Genomic DNA, 15,655 nt, shown 5'->3' on the forward strand with positions numbered 1-15,655 from the left:
TCGAGGTCGACTCAGTGATCTCCGGTTAGGCCATTCAGCGGGGCCTGTTCCTCGCCCTCGAGGAAGATGCCGATGCGGCGGAACTTGTCGTAGCGATTCTGCAGGAGTTGCTCGCGTGGGAGTTCTTTAAGCTCGCGTATGGCGCGGATGAGCATCGACTTGAGGCTGGAGGCGGCCTCTCGATGATCGCGATGGGCCCCGCCTAGCGGCTCCTGAATCACTTCGTCGATGATCTTCATGCGGAGCAGGTCGCGGCTGGTCATCCTGAGCGCCTCGGCCGCTCGGGGGGCATGCTCGTTGGACTTCCAGAGGATCGTGGCACAGCCCTCGGGACTGATGACTGAGTAGTAAGAATGCTCGAGCATGGCCAGGCGATCGCCCACTCCGATACCCAGCGCGCCGCCGGAGCCCCCTTCGCCGATCACGACGCAGACGATCGGTGTCTCGAGCTGGCTCATCGCCATCAAGTTCTCGGCGATGATGGCGGCCTGCCCTCGTTCCTCGGCGGCGATCCCGGGATAGGCCCCCGGGGTGTCGATGAACGTGACGATCGGCAGCCCGAACTTGGCCGCCATCTTCATCTTGTGGAGGGCCTTGCGATACCCTTCCGGGTGCGCGCAGCCGAAGTTGCAGGCCTTGCGCTCGGCGAGGTTCTTGCCCTTCTGGTGGCCGATGAACATGACTTTCTCGTCGCCGAGGTGCGCCATGCCGGTCACGACCGCCATGTCGTCTCCGATGGCCCGGTCTCCGTGGAGCTCGACGAACTGGTCGAAGATCAGGTCGATATAGTCCCGTGTCTGGGGACGGCTCGGCAACCTGGAGACCTGGACCGATTCCCAGGGCTGCAGGTTGGCGTAGATGGTGCGCTTCAGGTTCGCAAGTTCCCGACGGAGCCTGCGGATCTGCTCCGCGATCGAGGTCGAGTCGACACCCGCCCGATTCTTGGCATAGGTGGCCTCCATCTCCGCCAGCCGCGCCTCCATCTCGTAGATGGGGGCTTCGAATGGGAGACGAGACTCTGTAGGGCTAGGCATGGGCGACTCAATCCTTCCGCAAGCGAACGCTCGATCGTGGAGCGATGCGAGCGGGCGGAGTCGGTTCACATGCCGAACCGATCAGCCTGGGGATCAGGGTCGTCCTTGAAGATGCGGATTCGCCCAAACCGGCTCAGAAATTCCTGCAAGGATTCGCAACGGTCTTCCGGACGCTTCGACAGCATGTTCAGGACGAGATCATTATACTCGTTCGTGATCGATTTATTGTGATTCACGAGCGGAATCGGCCGTTCGTGCAGGTGCTTCCTCAACAGCTCGGCCGTCGAGTTGGCGCGAAACGGCGGACGTCCACAAGCCAATTCATAGCAAGTGATTCCGAAGCTGTAAATATCGGAGGCGGGGGTTGGGGACATGCAGCGAATCTGCTCGGGTGACATGTAGCTCGCCGTCCCCTGCCGAGGGGCCTTGCTGCCGAGCAATTTCTTCAGCCCCGAGAACGGCTTCATGGCCAGCGCGTAGTCGATCACGCGGACCTCGCCCGACTTGTTGACGAGAATGTTCTCGGGCTTGACGTCGCGATGGATCCAGTTCTTGTCGTGCATGAACGCCAGGCCGGCGGCGGTCTGCGAGATGATCCGGTGCAACTGCCGTTTGGGCATCGGATAAACCGACGGACGCGCAATCGGCAACTTCAAGTGATAGGACGGGAAGAGGTCCATGATGAAGTAAGGCTGGTGAGGATCCCGGAAATACTCGTGCACGATGACGAGATTCGGATGTCGGAGTAGGATCCCCAGCTTGGCCTCGAACTCGAAGAGCTTGCGCTCGGAGGATTCGACCGCACGCGATTCCTGGAGCTGCTTGAGCGCGAAACGTCGGCCCGTCGCCTCCTGGACCACCTCCATCACCACCGAGGTGGCGCCGGGGTGCAGCGTGCGAACGTATCGGAAACCTCCGATTTTTTCTTCGGTCAGGTGGGCTTCCGTCGACACAGCCATTCCTTCTACTCGATTTTAACGGGGTGATTCGACAAGCTTCATATCCCCATCATAGGTCTTTGTCAGACATTCTGTCAGATTTTGGGGGAATGGGCAACCTGGGCTACCTGTGCTTGTCTAGCTGTCCGTAAATTTACAGAGACGAAGTCGCTGATTGATACGGGCCCACCCAGGTTGCCGTGACGTATAAAAAACAGGCTTCGTAACAAAAGAAGCCTTTAGATGACCGACCTGTCGGGCAGGATCGTGTATTTCGGAATCACGACAACCTTGTCTCTGATCACGTAATGGGGCGCATCGTCGAACTCGGTCACACCGGCCTCGTTCCGGATCCGCACGCCATTTCCGATCCTCGCGTTCTTGTCGATGATCGCATTCTCGATGATGCAATCCGACCCGATCCCGACCCTCGGGCGGGTCGAACGGAGGTTTTCCTGCAAGTGCCGTTCCTGTTCGTACAGGTCGGCTCCCATGATATACGTATTGCGGATCGTTGTGTTCTCGCCAATCTGGGCGCGGACGCCGATCACCGAGTTCTCGATGACCGAACCCCGGCCGATCACGCAGCCGTCGGAGATGAGGCTGTCATTGACCGTCACGCCGGAGAGGCGTGAGCAAGGAAGGTAGCGAGGGCGGGTGAAGATCGGATGGTCGCCGAAGGTGAAGTCGAAAGGCGGATTCTCGCGGGTCAGGTCAATGTTCGCCTTGTGGAAGGCGCCGATGGTCCCGATGTCTTCCCAGTAGCTGTCGAAGAGGTGGGTCTGGACGCGGTGCCCTTCGATGGCCTGGGGGAAGAGTTCCTTGCCGAAGTCGGTCGCCGTCCCCGACGCGAGCATCTGGACGAGGGTCGCTCGGTTGAAGAGGTAGATCCCCATGCTGGCGAGGTACGGCCGGTTGCCGGCGACGATCCCCATCTTCTCCATCCACTCGGGGGACGTATAGACGCGGGCGAGCTTCTCGGGGGTCTTCGGCTTCTCCTCGAAGTCGATGACGCGGCCGGTGGTGTCGATCCGCATGATGCCGCAGGCCTTGGCCTCTTCCTCGGCGACGGGCAAGGCGGCGATGGTCGCCTCGGCCTTGTTCTCGAGGTGGGTCCGGATCATGTCCTGGAAGTCCATCCGGTAGAGCTGGTCGCCGGAGAGGATCAGGACGAGGTCGTAGCGGCTCTCGGTGAAGTAGGGGATATTCCGGCGCACGGCGTCGGCCGTCCCCTGATACCAGCTCTCGTGCTGCATCGTCTGCTGCGCGGCGAGGATCTCGACATAGCCGCCGCTGAACGGGTCGAACTTGTACGTGTTCGAGATATGCCGGTGGAGGCTCACCGAGTTGAACTGGGTGAGGACGAAGATCTGATTCAGGCCCGAGTTGATGCAGTTGGAGATTGGGATGTCGATGAGACGATACTTGCCGCCGATGGGCACGGCGGGCTTGCTTCGCGACTTGGTGAGCGGATAGAGGCGTGTCCCCCGGCCCCCCCCGAGAATCAGACAGATCACCCGCGGCATGACGTACCCCTGACCGGAAAAGGGGAAGGAGCTTCCCCTGGTTGTTGCCGTTGCGGCCCTGTCCAGTTTAACCGCGCCGAGGGTAAGACACCGAGGTCGACCGCCCGCGATCGAGACGGTCCAAGGGCGGGTCCACCCCGAGCCGAGGTCGATGCTCGGCCCGGCGGGGGACTCGCCCTCTTCGACCCATCGGGTCACCTTGTTCGACTCGTTCCCTTGCTGGACCCAGGACACCGCCGATGGAACGTACCGTCGTCGACTCTGCCAAGTCCGTCAAGCCCATTCGATGAGAGTCGCGAGGGTGTCGCCCGGGAGGAACGAAGCCGAGCCTTCGGGGGATGAGGGATGAAACTACCAACCCATCGCCATGTTCGACTCGATCGCCCTGCGGGCGCCATCGAGGTCGGAGCCGGTCTGGTGCATGTAGAGCCTGACGGCGTGGAGCTTATCGCCCTGGGCCTTGGCCAGGCAGTCGCGGGCCGTGGCGCAAGGGTCGGAGCTGCCATTGATGCCGAGCAGAGTTTTGGAAATCACCCAGGCGTCGCGAGGCCGATGACTGATCCGCAAGACCTCCTCGGTGGGATAGTTGGCCGTGGCGAACCCCCGCGCCGCCGACTCGTCATCGACGGACGCGATCATGATGTGCGATGTTGTTTCCACCTCAAACAAGGGCATGGCCGAACCCCTTTCGGTGAAGTGATTGTGCGGGGCCGTGGAAATCGAAGGAGAGCTGATGTGCGGCTCCTATCGGCGATCGTACACCCGAGCCGCACCAGAAGCAAATGGCTCCTCGACATTGTCCTCCGATACCGGGGAATGAGAAGACATATCCCCAGCCTATTCTGATGGGACTCCCGTTGCCACGGTTTTAGCGTCCTCGAAGAGCTGGGACACGATCAGGCTGCCGCTCGTGACGACCTCCTCACCGGGTGACAGCCCTTTGTCCACGACCACGAAGTCGTGGTTTTCCTGCGCCACCACGATCCGACGTCGCTCGAACTTGTCCGGCAGCTTCCCGCCCGGGTGCCCTTTCGCGCTGGGGGGTAAGTCCTCGCGAGGGGACCTGACGAAGACGTAATCGCTGCCGCTGGCCGAGATCATGGCCTGGCGAGGGATGTTGGTCTCCCCAGCCTTGGGCGGGATGTCGAGCTGGGCCTTCACGAGCATGTCGGCCTTGAAGCGGCCTTCCGGGTTCCGGATCGACGCCCTGACGGTGACGGCGTGGGTGTCCTTGGAGATCTCGTTCGCGACGTACTGGACCTTCCCCTGGATCGTCTCCGAGAGGAACGGGAAGTTGATCTCCATGGTCTGGCCGACCTTCACCTTGTCCTGGTCCCGCTCGTAGACGTTCACCTCGACCCAGAGGTGGTCGAGGGGGGCGATGACCATGAGGACGCTCTGGGTCTCGTAGAAGTTCTGCGGGACGACCTCACGCTCGATCACGGTCCCGTCCACGGGCGAGCGAAGGATCATCTTCGCCTTCTCGGCGACGTTGCCGTAGTCGCGGCTCGCCGGGGCGGAATCCCCGAGGGGAGCCAGCAGAGGCTCGATCTCATCCTCGGGGACCTTCAGCTCCTTGAGCTTGTCGCGGGCGAGGTTGTAGTCGAGCCGGCTCTTCTTCTCGTCGTTCTGGGTGTCGACCCAGGTCTGCTTCGAGATGGCGCCGTTTTTGACGAGCTCCTGCCTCAGATGATAGAGGTTCAGGTCGTGCTGCCACTGGACAAACTTGCTCTGGAAGTCGCTCTTGGCGGTCGCCAGGTCGGTGCTGTGGAGCTCGACCAGGGGATCCCCCTTTTTGACTTTCTGCCCCCTGAACGCGAAGACCTTCTCGACCAGGGTGTCGAACCTGGGTCGGATCTTGGTCAAGGTGTCGGGGTCGTACGAGGTCCTCCCGCGGAGTTCGAGCTTGATCGGCCCGTCCTGCGCCATGACCCGGGCGATGCCGAGGCCGAGGGCCTTCTCTTCGTCTTCGGTGAGGGTCACCAGGCCGTCCCAGGGGGCATCTTCCTTGAGCGCCACGGGGATCGACGGGTGATTGGAAGTCATCTCGCCGGCGCCGGCGGACTTCTCGATGTAGTGGAGAGCCTCTTTGAGCTGGGCCTTGGAGACGCCACTGATGTACACGACACCGCTCATGCCGGCTATGAGTACGACCACGAGGGTCATTTTCCAGAACATGGTGCCTCGGCTCCTCCCACACTCCCTCTTTTGCAATTCGAGGGGGTGATGAACTGCATGTGAGCGATCGATAGGGCTCGGTCGGATTCGAGGGCATCGATCGACGTGATGATGCCGCGTTCGACCGGTTCGTCGCATCGCGACGCATCGGGCAATTGGGGGGAGGTGACTGGTCGCCGGTGCTCGCTTTCGGAACGGGTCGTCCCTGATCCTACTTGCAAGTCCGATGCGAAAGCGGAGGATTCAGGGCCTCTGGAGCCTTACGTCTCGGGGCGACTCCGATCGAGTTCGCCGGAAACGTGGTGAATTCCCATCTCAGGCCAGGCAACCTACCTTGGGAAGCAGTTCCTGGCGATGGCTATTCTTCGGCTCGAATGTGAGCATGCCTGGTCGACGGGCGGGAAGATTTCTCAAACCCGCCGGCCTGGCCACTCGGAGGCCCTCGCCGGGTTCATGGGGATCAACACCGAAGCGGGGCGAGTCGGTCTGTCGCGAAGAGTGTGGTCGGATCAGGAGGATGGATCGTCTCTTGCAGGGATGAGTTGCTCATCACCCAGAATGAGGCACCAGGCCCATAGAGTGGGGCGCTGACCATTTCGAGGACGGAGTTGCCCCCCTCCTCTTCTTCATCCTGGTTCCAGGACGACATGACCAGATCGGTCACATCCCTGAGCTTGCGACGATGCCCGTCTTTCTCGACGGCCGAATGCGGGGATTCGACCACGGGCTGCTGGCTCGCCGGTGCCGATTCCCAGTAGGAATCGAGCGCGAAGAGTCCTAAGCTCCATGGGAAAGCCATCAGGAGGGCCAGAACCAGTTGCAGCCCGGTTATGATGGTACGAATTCGGCCCACGTTCGACACTCTCTGGCGAGACGCGGAAGATGTTGAGAGGTTTTTCAACCTCAGATCTTACGCGATACTCTTAACGTTTTGTCACACAATTTCCTAGCACAAGTCGAACTTCTTGGTCCCTCACCACGCAGCGTCTTAAGAGCTGGAGACGTATCGGCTTTTCCGCCACCTGGCGGAAATTCCCAGACTCGTCGACCTGACTCAAGCCGCAAGTCCAGTGATGAATCGTCGGACTCATTCGATCGTCTTCGGGGCAAGGCCCCCGGGATATGATCTAGGCTTTGTTACGACCGGGCCATACAGGCCGGTTCAAATGTTTCTGAAAATTCCTGGGCACAATTTTTGATTTCCACCGTACTATCCGGGTCCATTCACTCGGGCGGACAAGTTTGGCTGTCGCCACACGCTCCTTTCCGCGGTTATTCCAGTTGCAGCAACTCCCCCGATGAAATTTGACCGTTCTGATCTCTGAATTCGTTAGTTTGTCCGGCCGGCACGAGAGTTTGGGGTGCGGATGGTTCTCGGCTCCCGTACTCCAGTTAAGTCGAAGACTCCATCGTGTTCGCAGCCTCCTCGAATCAGTCGGGCCGTTGCGTTCGATTCGCGAAGTTATTTGAGCCGGATCCTGCCCGCCCAGAGATTGTTGGATCGAATTTTGAATCCTTGAGCGGCATGAATGTCGAGATTCCTCCACAGCAAACCTGTCCACACGTTTCCGCGGCTCGACACGGTTGCCGCCGAATCTTAAAAGCTGGACGTTGGTCAAGTTGTGACTGGTACTTCTCGGATCGAGGCGAGAAGATGAAGGTGCTCGGCGGGAATTTCTGACGTGGCTGTTGGGATATTCCTTACTCGGTTGGCTCGACGAACGCGCCAATCATTCTTCCTGATGACCGAGATGAGCGAGGGCGGGCATCCCAGCCCGAATGAGATCAATGCAATTCGTAAATCCCTTGAATTGGTTCGCGGGTAATGGGCGCTACATGTCGCTTTCCCATTGCATGGGACACGACTATTTCTGGATCACGTTGACCGTCGTCCTGGATCTCATCGTCGCCAGCGGTTATGCACTGATCGCCCTGCACTGGCGTCGTCAGGAGGCCACGCTCTCCCAGAGCCCGGCCAAGGATGCGCTCCGCAACATCAAGAATATTTTCGTGTTCTGTGGGATATGTGGTTATATTTTTATTCCTGTGAAGATGTTCTGGCCCGCCTGGCGGCTCTACGATTTCACGCTTGCAGTATTGGCCTATTACACGTGGCGTTATGCGTTGGAGTCGAGGCACCTCAAGGTCGTCTATCAGCAGTTGGGGCGCACGGCACAACTCGTCGAGGACCTGGAGAAATCGCGCGAGGATGCACGACGCAAAAGCTATTTCCTGAACGCAATCAGCCACGACCTCAAGACCCCGCTCAACGGCATGATGCTCCAGATCGAGCTCGCCTCCCTGAGCGTCGACGTGCAAGATCCGGCAATGGCGGAAGCCCTTAGCGAGATCAAGAGTTGCGCCCAGACCACGGCGAATCTGCTCGAACGGTTCCTGGAGATCGGCAAGCTCGACTGGTCGGAGGAGCCCTCGGTCTTCGAGATGATCGAGCTTCCCGACCTGATCCATCGCGTGGGTCATCAGGCGAGGGCGAAGGCCGAGCTGAAGGGGATCGGACTCCACGTCGAATGCCGGGAGCCGATTATCGTCAAGGCTGACTGCGTGAAACTGGAGCGAATCCTCTTCAATTTGGTGGATAACGCGATAAAATTCACGTCCGAGGGGAGCGTGACGGTCAGCGCCCAGCAGAACAGCCGCGGCATCTCCATCTCCGTGGAAGACACCGGTTTAGGCATCGCTCCCGAACACCAAGCCTCGATCTTCGATGATTTCATCCAGGTCAACAATCGCGAGCGTGACAGCCGGAAGGGGTTTGGCCTGGGATTGGGGATTTCAAGGCGCCTGGTTGAGCAAATCGGTGGTAAGCTGTCCCTCGAGAGCGAGATCGGCGATGGCAGCCGATTCACGATTCTCTTCCCGAACCCCGTCGAGCCGCAACGGGTTGTCGGAGGTGGAGCTCACCGAATTGAACCGTTCGTCGCAGGTCAAGCCGCGGTTGCTGGTCGTTGAGGACGATCGCACGACCTCGAGTGCGCTTCGTGCCATCTTTCATCGCAAAGGGTGGGAGGTCTTCACGGCAAGTTCCTTGGCCGAGGCGCTCCCTCTCCTCTCTACGATCCCTTCTCCGGATTACCTGATCCTCGACCTCATGCTGCCGGACGGCGACGGGATGACCTTGCTGGAACGAGTCCGGGGGGAATCGCTCGCGACCCGCGTCGCGGTCACGACTGGCTCGAATGACCAGCATCGCCTCGACGCCGTCGCCCGCCTCCGGCCCGAGGTCTTCCTCAGGAAGCCAATCAGCCTCCAGGAATTGCTGAAGGGCTTCGGAGTCGATTCTTGAAGCGACGCCGAATCTGATCGGTTCCTCTCGCTCGTCCATTACTACTGGCTCGACCTCTCCGCAAGCGAAGGGGCCGAGCCGCGTCTTTTTCAGGGGCTGAGCTTGTCGAGTTCCGAGCGGATGGCATCCATCAGGGGCTTGAGCGTCGCCTCGGTGAAGTCGAAGCGGATGCCCGCCGCCGCGAAGAGTTCCGGCAAGGGACGAGAGCCGCCCAAGGCGAGTCCGCGACGATAGTCGGCGACGGCTCCCGCCCGATCCGTCAGCGCCCGCTTCCAGACCTGCAAGGCGCCGAGTTGCGCGATGCCGTACTCGATGTAGTAGAACGGATAGAGGAAGATGTGGAGCTGGCGGTGCCACGAGCTGGACCTGGCATCCTCGAAACCGGTCCAGTCGACGCTCCCCCCGAAGCGGTCGAGGAGGTTGTTCCAGGCCTGGCTGCGTTCGGCCTGGGTGTGCCCGGGGTGGAAATAGAGCCAGTGCTGGAAGGCGTCGACGGTGGCGATCCAGGGGAGGATCAGCACGATCCCCTCGAGGAGTTGTCGGTACGATCGCTCCGAATCCTCGGGGCTATAGAAGCAATCGAGGTTGCGGGCACCGAGTAGCTCCATCGACATCGAGGCCACCTCGCAGAACTCGATGGGGCTGTCACGATAGGCGGCCAGGGTCTCGCCCCGGCTGGCGAGGGCGTGGAAGGCGTGTCCCCCTTCATGAAGGAGGGTGCGCACGTCGCCGTCGAGCCCGACCGCATTCATGAAGATGAACGGGAGCCGGTCGTCCTCGAGGGTCGTCTGATAGCCGCCGGGGGCCTTCCCCTTGCGATTGGCCAGGTCGAGGAGCCCCGCGTCGCGGAGGTAGGCGAACTGCTGGCCGAGCTCCTGGTCGACGTCCGCGAAGATGCCGACCGAGCCATTCGCGAGCTCTTCGACATCCTTGAAGGGACGAAGCGGCGACCGGCCCAGCGGATCCACCGAGAGGTCCCAGGGACGCAGCGAGTCGACGCCGAGCGTCTTGCGTCGCTCGTCCTGGATCTGGCGCGCCAAGGGGACGACGACGCGCTCGATCGCGTCCTGGAACTCGACGGCCTCGGCGACGCCGTAATCGAAGCGTTCGCGGACCTTGTAAGCGTAGTCGACGAAGTTGTCGAAGCCCGCTTCCTTCGCGATCGCCATGCGGAGCCCGAGCATCTTGTCGAAGAGGGCGTCGAGGGCCTCGCGGTCGACGAGCCGCCGTTTGGCGACGAGTTCCCAGGAGGTCTGCCGCAACTCGCGGTCGCTCTCCTCGAGGAAGGTCGCCATCTGGGCCGGGGTCCGTTCCTGGCCCTGGAAGTTCACCGTCATGGCCCCGATGATCTTCTGATACTGCTGCTCGAGCTCGGCCAGCTCCGTCTCTCGGGCGATGTTGGCCTCGCGATAGAGCGCCCTGCGGTTCTCTTGGGCGCGGTCGAAGACCTGGAACCGGTCGCCGGGCAACTCCGAGCGATGCGGCGAGTCGAGGTACTTGGCCCGGATCGCGTTGAGGACCGGCTTGAGCCTGGGCTCGATCTCGCGGACGAAAGCCAGGTGCGCGGCCTCGCGTTCGGGGTCGTCGGTCTGGCAGGTCATGGCGATATAGCGCTTGACCCCGATCTGCCCGACGGCCCCGTTGAGCTCGCCGACGGCAAGCAACCAGTCTTCCAGCTCAGCTTTGGAGTTGATGGGCTGGTCGATGAGCTTCTGATACCAGGTTTCGATCTGCTCCCAGGTCGAGAGTTCGGCCTCGGCCGGCAACCAGACTCGGGGGAATGCCTGGGGTACGTAGGCGGCGGTCGTCATTGAGATGACTCGAAGTCCTTCCGTTGCGAGGAGCGGGTCAGACCACGGTGGTCTTGACCAGCCAGACGCCGATCCAGAGCCAGGCGCTCATGGCTCCCGTCGCGATGCTGAGGACGATGCCCGTGGCCATGAGGGCCTCGGTATGGGCGACGAGCCCCTTGGCCTCGCCCAGTGCGCCCAGGGTCTGGAAGAGGGCCAAGATCGCCGAGGTCCCCATCACGACCTCTCCGAGGCCGGTGAAGAAGACGATGACGGCCACGCGACCGACCGGGTCGCGGATCAGGCTCAGGATGACCGAGACGAGGATGACGGCAAGCGTCAAATGCCATAGTCGCATCGTCGTCGCACCGGTGCGCCGGGTTTGGATCGATCGTCGAAATCCATCTCCGCAGTCGACACAGGATCGATCGCCGGGCTAGGTCGAGGCTCTCGTCACGGGAGGAGAGGAAAGCCCCTCGGAATCGCCCTGGATCCCCTGCCGAATCCCGGACAATTCTAGAGGTTCTTCGTCCCGATGGCCAACCGGAGCCGATCACGGCGGCCATTTTTGTTCGGGCGAAGTGGATCACCTTCTCGTGGGTTGTCCGAGGGTTTTCGGTTTCGAGGGCGTGGGCAAGAGATCCTCGGACGCACCAAGACCTCATCATGAAGGGCGAGCGCCGAGCTCCCCTGACGCGAATTCAGCCGTCAGGACGCGTCGACGACGAATCCTTAAAGGATTCACACGTGCCCACGCATGTGCATAAGGCTCCAGGATCGTCGCGGGGTGGCCTGGTCCCGTTACCCCCTTCTCGCGGCGTTGGCGTTTGTTATACTAAATGGGCTGACGCCTGCCGAAATCCAGCTTCGATCCTCCCCCCTCCTTCCGAGGGCCTTCTGAGTATTCTCTGCTCGACCTGGGCCGCCGAGGTGTTGAGTGAAGCCTTTCCCTAGACGCGTAAATCGTCGCGACCTGATGCGCCTCCGGCGAATCGGGCAGGGATTGGACCGAACTTCCCCGTCGCCTCAACCTCCTGCATCGAGCGGATCGACCGACCTCCTCCGGGCCAGCCGGCCGGCGATGGGGTCGTACTTCGAGATGAGGCTGGGGGCCCAGACCCCCGGCGGGATCGAGCTGGCCGAGCGTGCGCTCAACATCATCGATGCGCTCGAGTCGCAGCTCACCGTCTATCGCGACGACTCGGAGGTCAGCCGGCTCAACGCCAACGCCCACCTCGGGCCGATCGAGGTCGAGGCCGGGCTTTTCCGCCTGCTCGAGCGTGCCGTGGCCATCGGGACCGCGACCGGCGGGGCCTATGATATCACGGCCGGGGCCCTCTCCGAGGCCTGGGGCTTCTTCCGGGGCCCGAAGCGGGTGCCCGATGCCGAGACCCTCGCCGACGCCCGCGCGAGGACGGGGCAGCACCATCTCCGCCTCGACCCCGAGCATCGGACGGTCGAGTTCGATCTCCCTGGCGTCGTCATCAACCTGGGCAGCATCGGCAAGGGTTACGCGATCGACCGGGCTTCGCAGCTCGTCACACAGCACTGGTGGCCGACCTCGGCCCTGATTCATGGGGGGCGTTCGAGCCTCTATGCCCTGGGTTCGCCTCCGGGGGTGTTCGGGGGTCGCTGGGGGGTGGTCGTCCGGAACCCGTTCGCGCCCGAGAGCCCGCTTGGGACCTTGCGGCTCCGCAACCGAGGGATGGGGACCTCCGGGGCCTCGTTCCAGAACTTCGCCCATGACGGACGCGTCTACGGCCACATCCTCGACCCCAGGACCGGCGAGCCCGCCCTGGGGCCGGCCAGCGTGACGGTGCTGGCCCCCTCGGCCGCCGAGGCCGATGCGCTCTCCACCGCCTTCTACCTGCTCGGGACCGAAGCCACCGCCGCCTTCGTCTCCGACCACCCCGAGATTGGTGCGATCTTCATCGAAGAAGGGCCCAGCGATCGTTCGCCCAGGGTGGTGACGTTCGGTGTGGCCGATGACGAATTTTCGTATGATGCTTAGCTTGAAACGGCGACCTGACCGGGCCTGACTCCTGCCAGCAGCGGGCGGGTCGTCTCACTTCAAGAAAAAGGAGGGTCCCCTGTCTGCCTCGCGACGGTACTATCCCGGATTCTTCGGGGCTTTCTTCCTGATCCTGCTCCGAATCGCCATTGGCTGGCACTTCCTCTACGAGGGACTCGAGAAGGTCGACTCGACGCGGAGGGGCGGCAAGCCGTTCACGGCCGAGCCTTACCTGCGAGCCTCCGCGGGGCCGCTCTCCCCCTACTTCCGCGGGCTCGTCCCCGACGTCAATGGCCTGGCCATGCTCGACGCGGATCGGCGCAAGGCGAGATGGGAGGAGGAGGTCTTGCAACTCTCAACCCACTACAACCTGACCCAGGAGCAGCAGCAGAAGACGAAGCCCCTGCTCGACAAGGCCAACGAAGAGGCCATGATCTGGCATCAGGACAAGGAACAGACCGAGAAGCGGAACCAGTACATCCGCGACCTCGTCCAGGTCCAGAAGACCGAGAAGAAACCCGGGGCCCTCTCGTTCGAACTGGAGCGTGCCTACGCCAAGCGCAAGGACCTTGACGGCGACCGCAAGAAGCTGATCGAGCCCTTCAAGGCGATCGAGGCCCGGCTCGTCGAGGGCGTGACGAACATCGCGAACCCGGATCAGCGCGAAGCCGCGGGGCCGTACAAGGCTCCGAAGACCAGCATCGACTGGGTCAACCTCTCGACGATGTGGGGACTCGTGGCGATGGGGACCTGCCTCATCCTCGGGTTCTTCACGCCGCTGGCCGCCCTCGCGGGCGCGGTCTTCCTCGGCCAGATCTACATGAGCATGCCCCCCTGGCCCGGCATGCCCCCGAACCCCCTCGCCGAGGGGCACTACTTCATCGTCAACAAGAACCTCATCGAGATGCTCGCCTGCCTCTTCATCGCTTGCACGCCGAGCGGGCACTGGATCGGGCTCGACGCCCTGCTCTTCGGCAAGGGCCGTCGACGCCGTGAGCAGGCCCGAGAGGAAGCGGAAGCCGAGGCGTACGCCCAGGCTCGTTGACGAGGCCGAGACGCATGCACGTCGAACCGAACTTCAAACCACATCCGACCGTACTGAACGACGCCTGTCCGAACCCAGGATTTCACGACCCACGAGGGACTCCGCGATGACGAACCTCACTCCCGAACAGCGTGCCCTGGGCCGCGAGAATGCGAACCGGGCCCTCGGCGTGACGCGCCGAGATATGCTCAAGGCCGCCGCCGCCGTGCCGGCCCTGGGCGCCTTCTACTTCGGATACGACAAGCTCGACCGCCCGCCGGTCCGCGCCGCGATCATCGGCACCGGCAACGAAGGCTGCCAGGCGATGATCCGGGACCACAACCGCGATTACCTGACCTTCATCGGGACGTGCGACATCCGTCCCTCGCAGCTCGAGCGCGGGCTCAAGGAATTCGGCGCCCACAAGCAGTACTCCGCGGACGACGTCGCCAAGCTCAAGCGCTACGCCGACTATAAAGAGATGCTGGCCGACCCCGACGTCGAGATGGTCGTCATCGCGCTGCCCCTCTGGCTGCATGCCCCGATCGCCATCGAGGCCATGAAGGCGGGCAAGCATGTCTTCTGCGAGAAGCTGATGGCGCACTCCGTCCAGGAGTGCAAGGAGATGTGCCGGGTCGCTCGCGAGACGAACAAGCTCCTCGCCATCGGCCACCAGCGCCACTACTCGGTCCTCTACGACAACGCCAACTACCTCGTCCAGAACGGCCACCTCGGCGACATCCGCCACATCCGGGCCCTCTGGCACCGCAACAACGCCCAGCCGAGGCTCGCCCGCGACAAGGCCGGCAAGCCGATCTACGATCCCAACACAGGGCTCCCCGAGTACGTCAAGGACGTCGAGGGGAACATCGTGTACGTCGACGGCTGGAAGCCCGACATCGTCGAGGCCGACAAGAAGATCGACTTCGCCAAGTACGGGTACAAGAGCCTGGATGAGCTGATCCGCTGGCGGCTTTACAACCGCACGGGGGCGGGCCTCATGGCCGAGCTCGGCAGTCACCAACTCGACGCCTGCTCGATCTTCCTCGGCAAGAAGCACCCGCTCGCCGTCACGGGCATCGGCGGCACCTTCTTCTACACCGACGGCCGCGAGGTCGACGATCACGTCTTCGTCACGTTCGAGTTCCCCGGCGTCGCGAAGAATGACCACGTCGTGGTCACCTACTCGTCGATCAACACGAACTCATTCGAGAACTACGGCGAGACGATCTACGGCTCCCGCGGCACGATGATCGTCGAGGCCGAGAAGGAAATCCTGCTCTACAAGGAGTCGGGCAACGCCAACCTCTCGAGGACGACCAGCATCGCCGTCGAGAAGAATGGCGGCGGCAAGCCGGTGATCGAGGCCAGCCCGAGCACCGCCGGCCCCTCGGCCGCTTCGTCGCTGGGCGGCCTGGCGACGGCCGATCCCTCGCGAGGCTATCGCGAGGAGCTCGAGCACTTCGCCTTCTGCGTCCGCCACGGCGACGCCTCGAACTATCACGCCGACAAGGACCACCAGCCTCGTTGCCGGGGCGAGGTCGCCCTCGCGGACGCGGTCATCGCCCTCACCAGCAACATCGCCATGCGTGAGAAGCGCCGGATCGAGTTCGACGAGCGCTGGTTCGACTATGCGTCGCCCGAGGTCCCCGAGGGATCGAAGCACGACGTCGCCAAGACGAGCTGAACCGGAGACGAGACAACCCGTCGCCAGTCGTATCTTCTCGCAACAACCCATCTCCCTCAGGGCGGAATTCGCCGCCCTGAGGGAGATTTTTCGTAGTTACGCCTCTCGCGGATTCGGATCATTTCATCGATTCAGTCGGCCTTGCCAAATTTTCCGCGAATGC

13 protein-coding genes are annotated in these 15,655 nt (G+C 62.3%); 5 read left to right on the forward strand and 8 right to left on the reverse strand.

What is annotated here, in order from left to right:
- Positions 1–11: 11 nt before the first annotated feature.
- The 6 genes from ACOYYX_RS28210 to ACOYYX_RS28235 all read right to left on the reverse strand — a co-directional run bounded on the left by ACOYYX_RS28210 (position 12) and on the right by ACOYYX_RS28235 (position 6,529).
- A complete protein-coding gene (locus tag ACOYYX_RS28210; RefSeq protein WP_422925930.1) occupies positions 12–1,034 on the reverse strand; it encodes an acetyl-CoA carboxylase carboxyltransferase subunit alpha in 1,023 nt (340 codons plus the stop codon).
- A gap of 65 nt (positions 1,035–1,099) precedes the next feature.
- Positions 1,100–1,993: a serine/threonine protein kinase gene (locus ACOYYX_RS28215; protein ID WP_422925932.1), complete on the reverse strand. Its 894-nt coding sequence runs from the start codon at positions 1,991–1,993 to the stop codon at positions 1,100–1,102.
- A 218-nt stretch (positions 1,994–2,211) separates the two neighbouring features.
- On the reverse strand, positions 2,212–3,498 hold the full coding sequence (locus ACOYYX_RS28220) for a glucose-1-phosphate adenylyltransferase (protein WP_422925934.1): 1,287 nt from the start codon (positions 3,496–3,498) through the stop codon (positions 2,212–2,214).
- Positions 3,499–3,849: 351 nt separating this feature from the next.
- Positions 3,850–4,173, reverse strand: coding sequence for a DUF6793 family protein (locus ACOYYX_RS28225; protein ID WP_422925936.1), 324 nt, complete (start codon positions 4,171–4,173; stop codon positions 3,850–3,852).
- 162 nt (positions 4,174–4,335) lie between these two features.
- Positions 4,336–5,676: an efflux RND transporter periplasmic adaptor subunit gene (locus tag ACOYYX_RS28230; protein ID WP_422925938.1), complete on the reverse strand. Its 1,341-nt coding sequence runs from the start codon at positions 5,674–5,676 to the stop codon at positions 4,336–4,338.
- 460 nt (positions 5,677–6,136) lie between these two features.
- Positions 6,137–6,529, reverse strand: a complete 393-nt coding sequence (locus ACOYYX_RS28235; RefSeq protein ID WP_422925940.1) for a hypothetical protein — start codon at positions 6,527–6,529, stop codon at positions 6,137–6,139.
- 983 nt (positions 6,530–7,512) lie between these two features.
- On the opposite strand from ACOYYX_RS28235, the gene ACOYYX_RS28240 reads away from it, so the two are divergent.
- Both ACOYYX_RS28240 and ACOYYX_RS28245 read left to right on the forward strand, forming a co-directional pair.
- The gene (locus tag ACOYYX_RS28240; RefSeq protein ID WP_422925942.1) at positions 7,513–8,646 is read left to right on the forward strand and encodes a sensor histidine kinase; all 1,134 of its coding nucleotides are present in this window, start codon (positions 7,513–7,515) and stop codon (positions 8,644–8,646) included.
- Positions 8,603–8,980 (forward strand): response regulator, encoded by a 378-nt coding sequence (locus tag ACOYYX_RS28245; protein WP_422925944.1) that lies wholly within the window; start codon positions 8,603–8,605, stop codon positions 8,978–8,980. The genes ACOYYX_RS28240 and ACOYYX_RS28245 overlap by 44 nt, the downstream gene beginning before the upstream one ends.
- A gap of 89 nt (positions 8,981–9,069) precedes the next feature.
- Here ACOYYX_RS28245 and ACOYYX_RS28250 read toward each other — a convergent pair whose 3' ends face one another.
- Both ACOYYX_RS28250 and ACOYYX_RS28255 read right to left on the reverse strand, forming a co-directional pair.
- Positions 9,070–10,791, reverse strand: coding sequence for a M3 family oligoendopeptidase (locus ACOYYX_RS28250; protein ID WP_422925946.1), 1,722 nt, complete (start codon positions 10,789–10,791; stop codon positions 9,070–9,072).
- Between the two features lie 37 nt (positions 10,792–10,828).
- Positions 10,829–11,128, reverse strand: a complete 300-nt coding sequence (locus tag ACOYYX_RS28255; RefSeq protein WP_422925948.1) for a hypothetical protein — start codon at positions 11,126–11,128, stop codon at positions 10,829–10,831.
- Positions 11,129–11,773: 645 nt separating this feature from the next.
- On the opposite strand from ACOYYX_RS28255, the gene ACOYYX_RS28260 reads away from it, so the two are divergent.
- The 3 genes from ACOYYX_RS28260 (at position 11,774) to ACOYYX_RS28270 (ending at position 15,492) form a co-directional block, all read left to right on the forward strand.
- A complete protein-coding gene (locus ACOYYX_RS28260; protein ID WP_422925950.1) occupies positions 11,774–12,781 on the forward strand; it encodes an FAD:protein FMN transferase in 1,008 nt (335 codons plus the stop codon).
- A 346-nt stretch (positions 12,782–13,127) separates the two neighbouring features.
- On the forward strand, positions 13,128–13,826 hold the full coding sequence (locus ACOYYX_RS28265) for a DoxX family protein (protein WP_422925952.1): 699 nt from the start codon (positions 13,128–13,130) through the stop codon (positions 13,824–13,826).
- Positions 13,827–13,932: 106 nt separating this feature from the next.
- Positions 13,933–15,492: a Gfo/Idh/MocA family protein gene (locus ACOYYX_RS28270; protein ID WP_422925954.1), complete on the forward strand. Its 1,560-nt coding sequence runs from the start codon at positions 13,933–13,935 to the stop codon at positions 15,490–15,492.
- Positions 15,493–15,655: the final 163 nt, after the last annotated feature.

The organism is Singulisphaera chitinilytica, assembly GCF_049331405.1.
GTDB lineage: Bacteria > Planctomycetota > Planctomycetia > Isosphaerales > Isosphaeraceae > PoT.

What these genes read in the sequence shown, in the direction of transcription:
- ACOYYX_RS28210 (WP_422925930.1), bottom strand. Translation starts at nt 1,034, where the DNA reads ATGCCTAGCCCTACAGAGTCTCGTCTCCCATTCGAAGCCCCCATCTAC.
- ACOYYX_RS28215 (WP_422925932.1), bottom strand. Translation starts at nt 1,993, where the DNA reads ATGGCTGTGTCGACGGAAGCCCACCTGACCGAAGAAAAAATCGGAGGT.
- ACOYYX_RS28220 (WP_422925934.1), bottom strand. Translation starts at nt 3,498, where the DNA reads ATGCCGCGGGTGATCTGTCTGATTCTCGGGGGGGGCCGGGGGACACGC.
- ACOYYX_RS28225 (WP_422925936.1), bottom strand. Translation starts at nt 4,173, where the DNA reads ATGCCCTTGTTTGAGGTGGAAACAACATCGCACATCATGATCGCGTCC.
- ACOYYX_RS28230 (WP_422925938.1), bottom strand. Translation starts at nt 5,676, where the DNA reads ATGTTCTGGAAAATGACCCTCGTGGTCGTACTCATAGCCGGCATGAGC.
- ACOYYX_RS28240 (WP_422925942.1), top strand. Translation starts at nt 7,513, where the DNA reads ATGTCGCTTTCCCATTGCATGGGACACGACTATTTCTGGATCACGTTG.
- ACOYYX_RS28250 (WP_422925946.1), bottom strand. Translation starts at nt 10,791, where the DNA reads ATGACGACCGCCGCCTACGTACCCCAGGCATTCCCCCGAGTCTGGTTG.
- ACOYYX_RS28255 (WP_422925948.1), bottom strand. Translation starts at nt 11,128, where the DNA reads ATGCGACTATGGCATTTGACGCTTGCCGTCATCCTCGTCTCGGTCATC.
- ACOYYX_RS28270 (WP_422925954.1), top strand. Translation starts at nt 13,933, where the DNA reads ATGACGAACCTCACTCCCGAACAGCGTGCCCTGGGCCGCGAGAATGCG.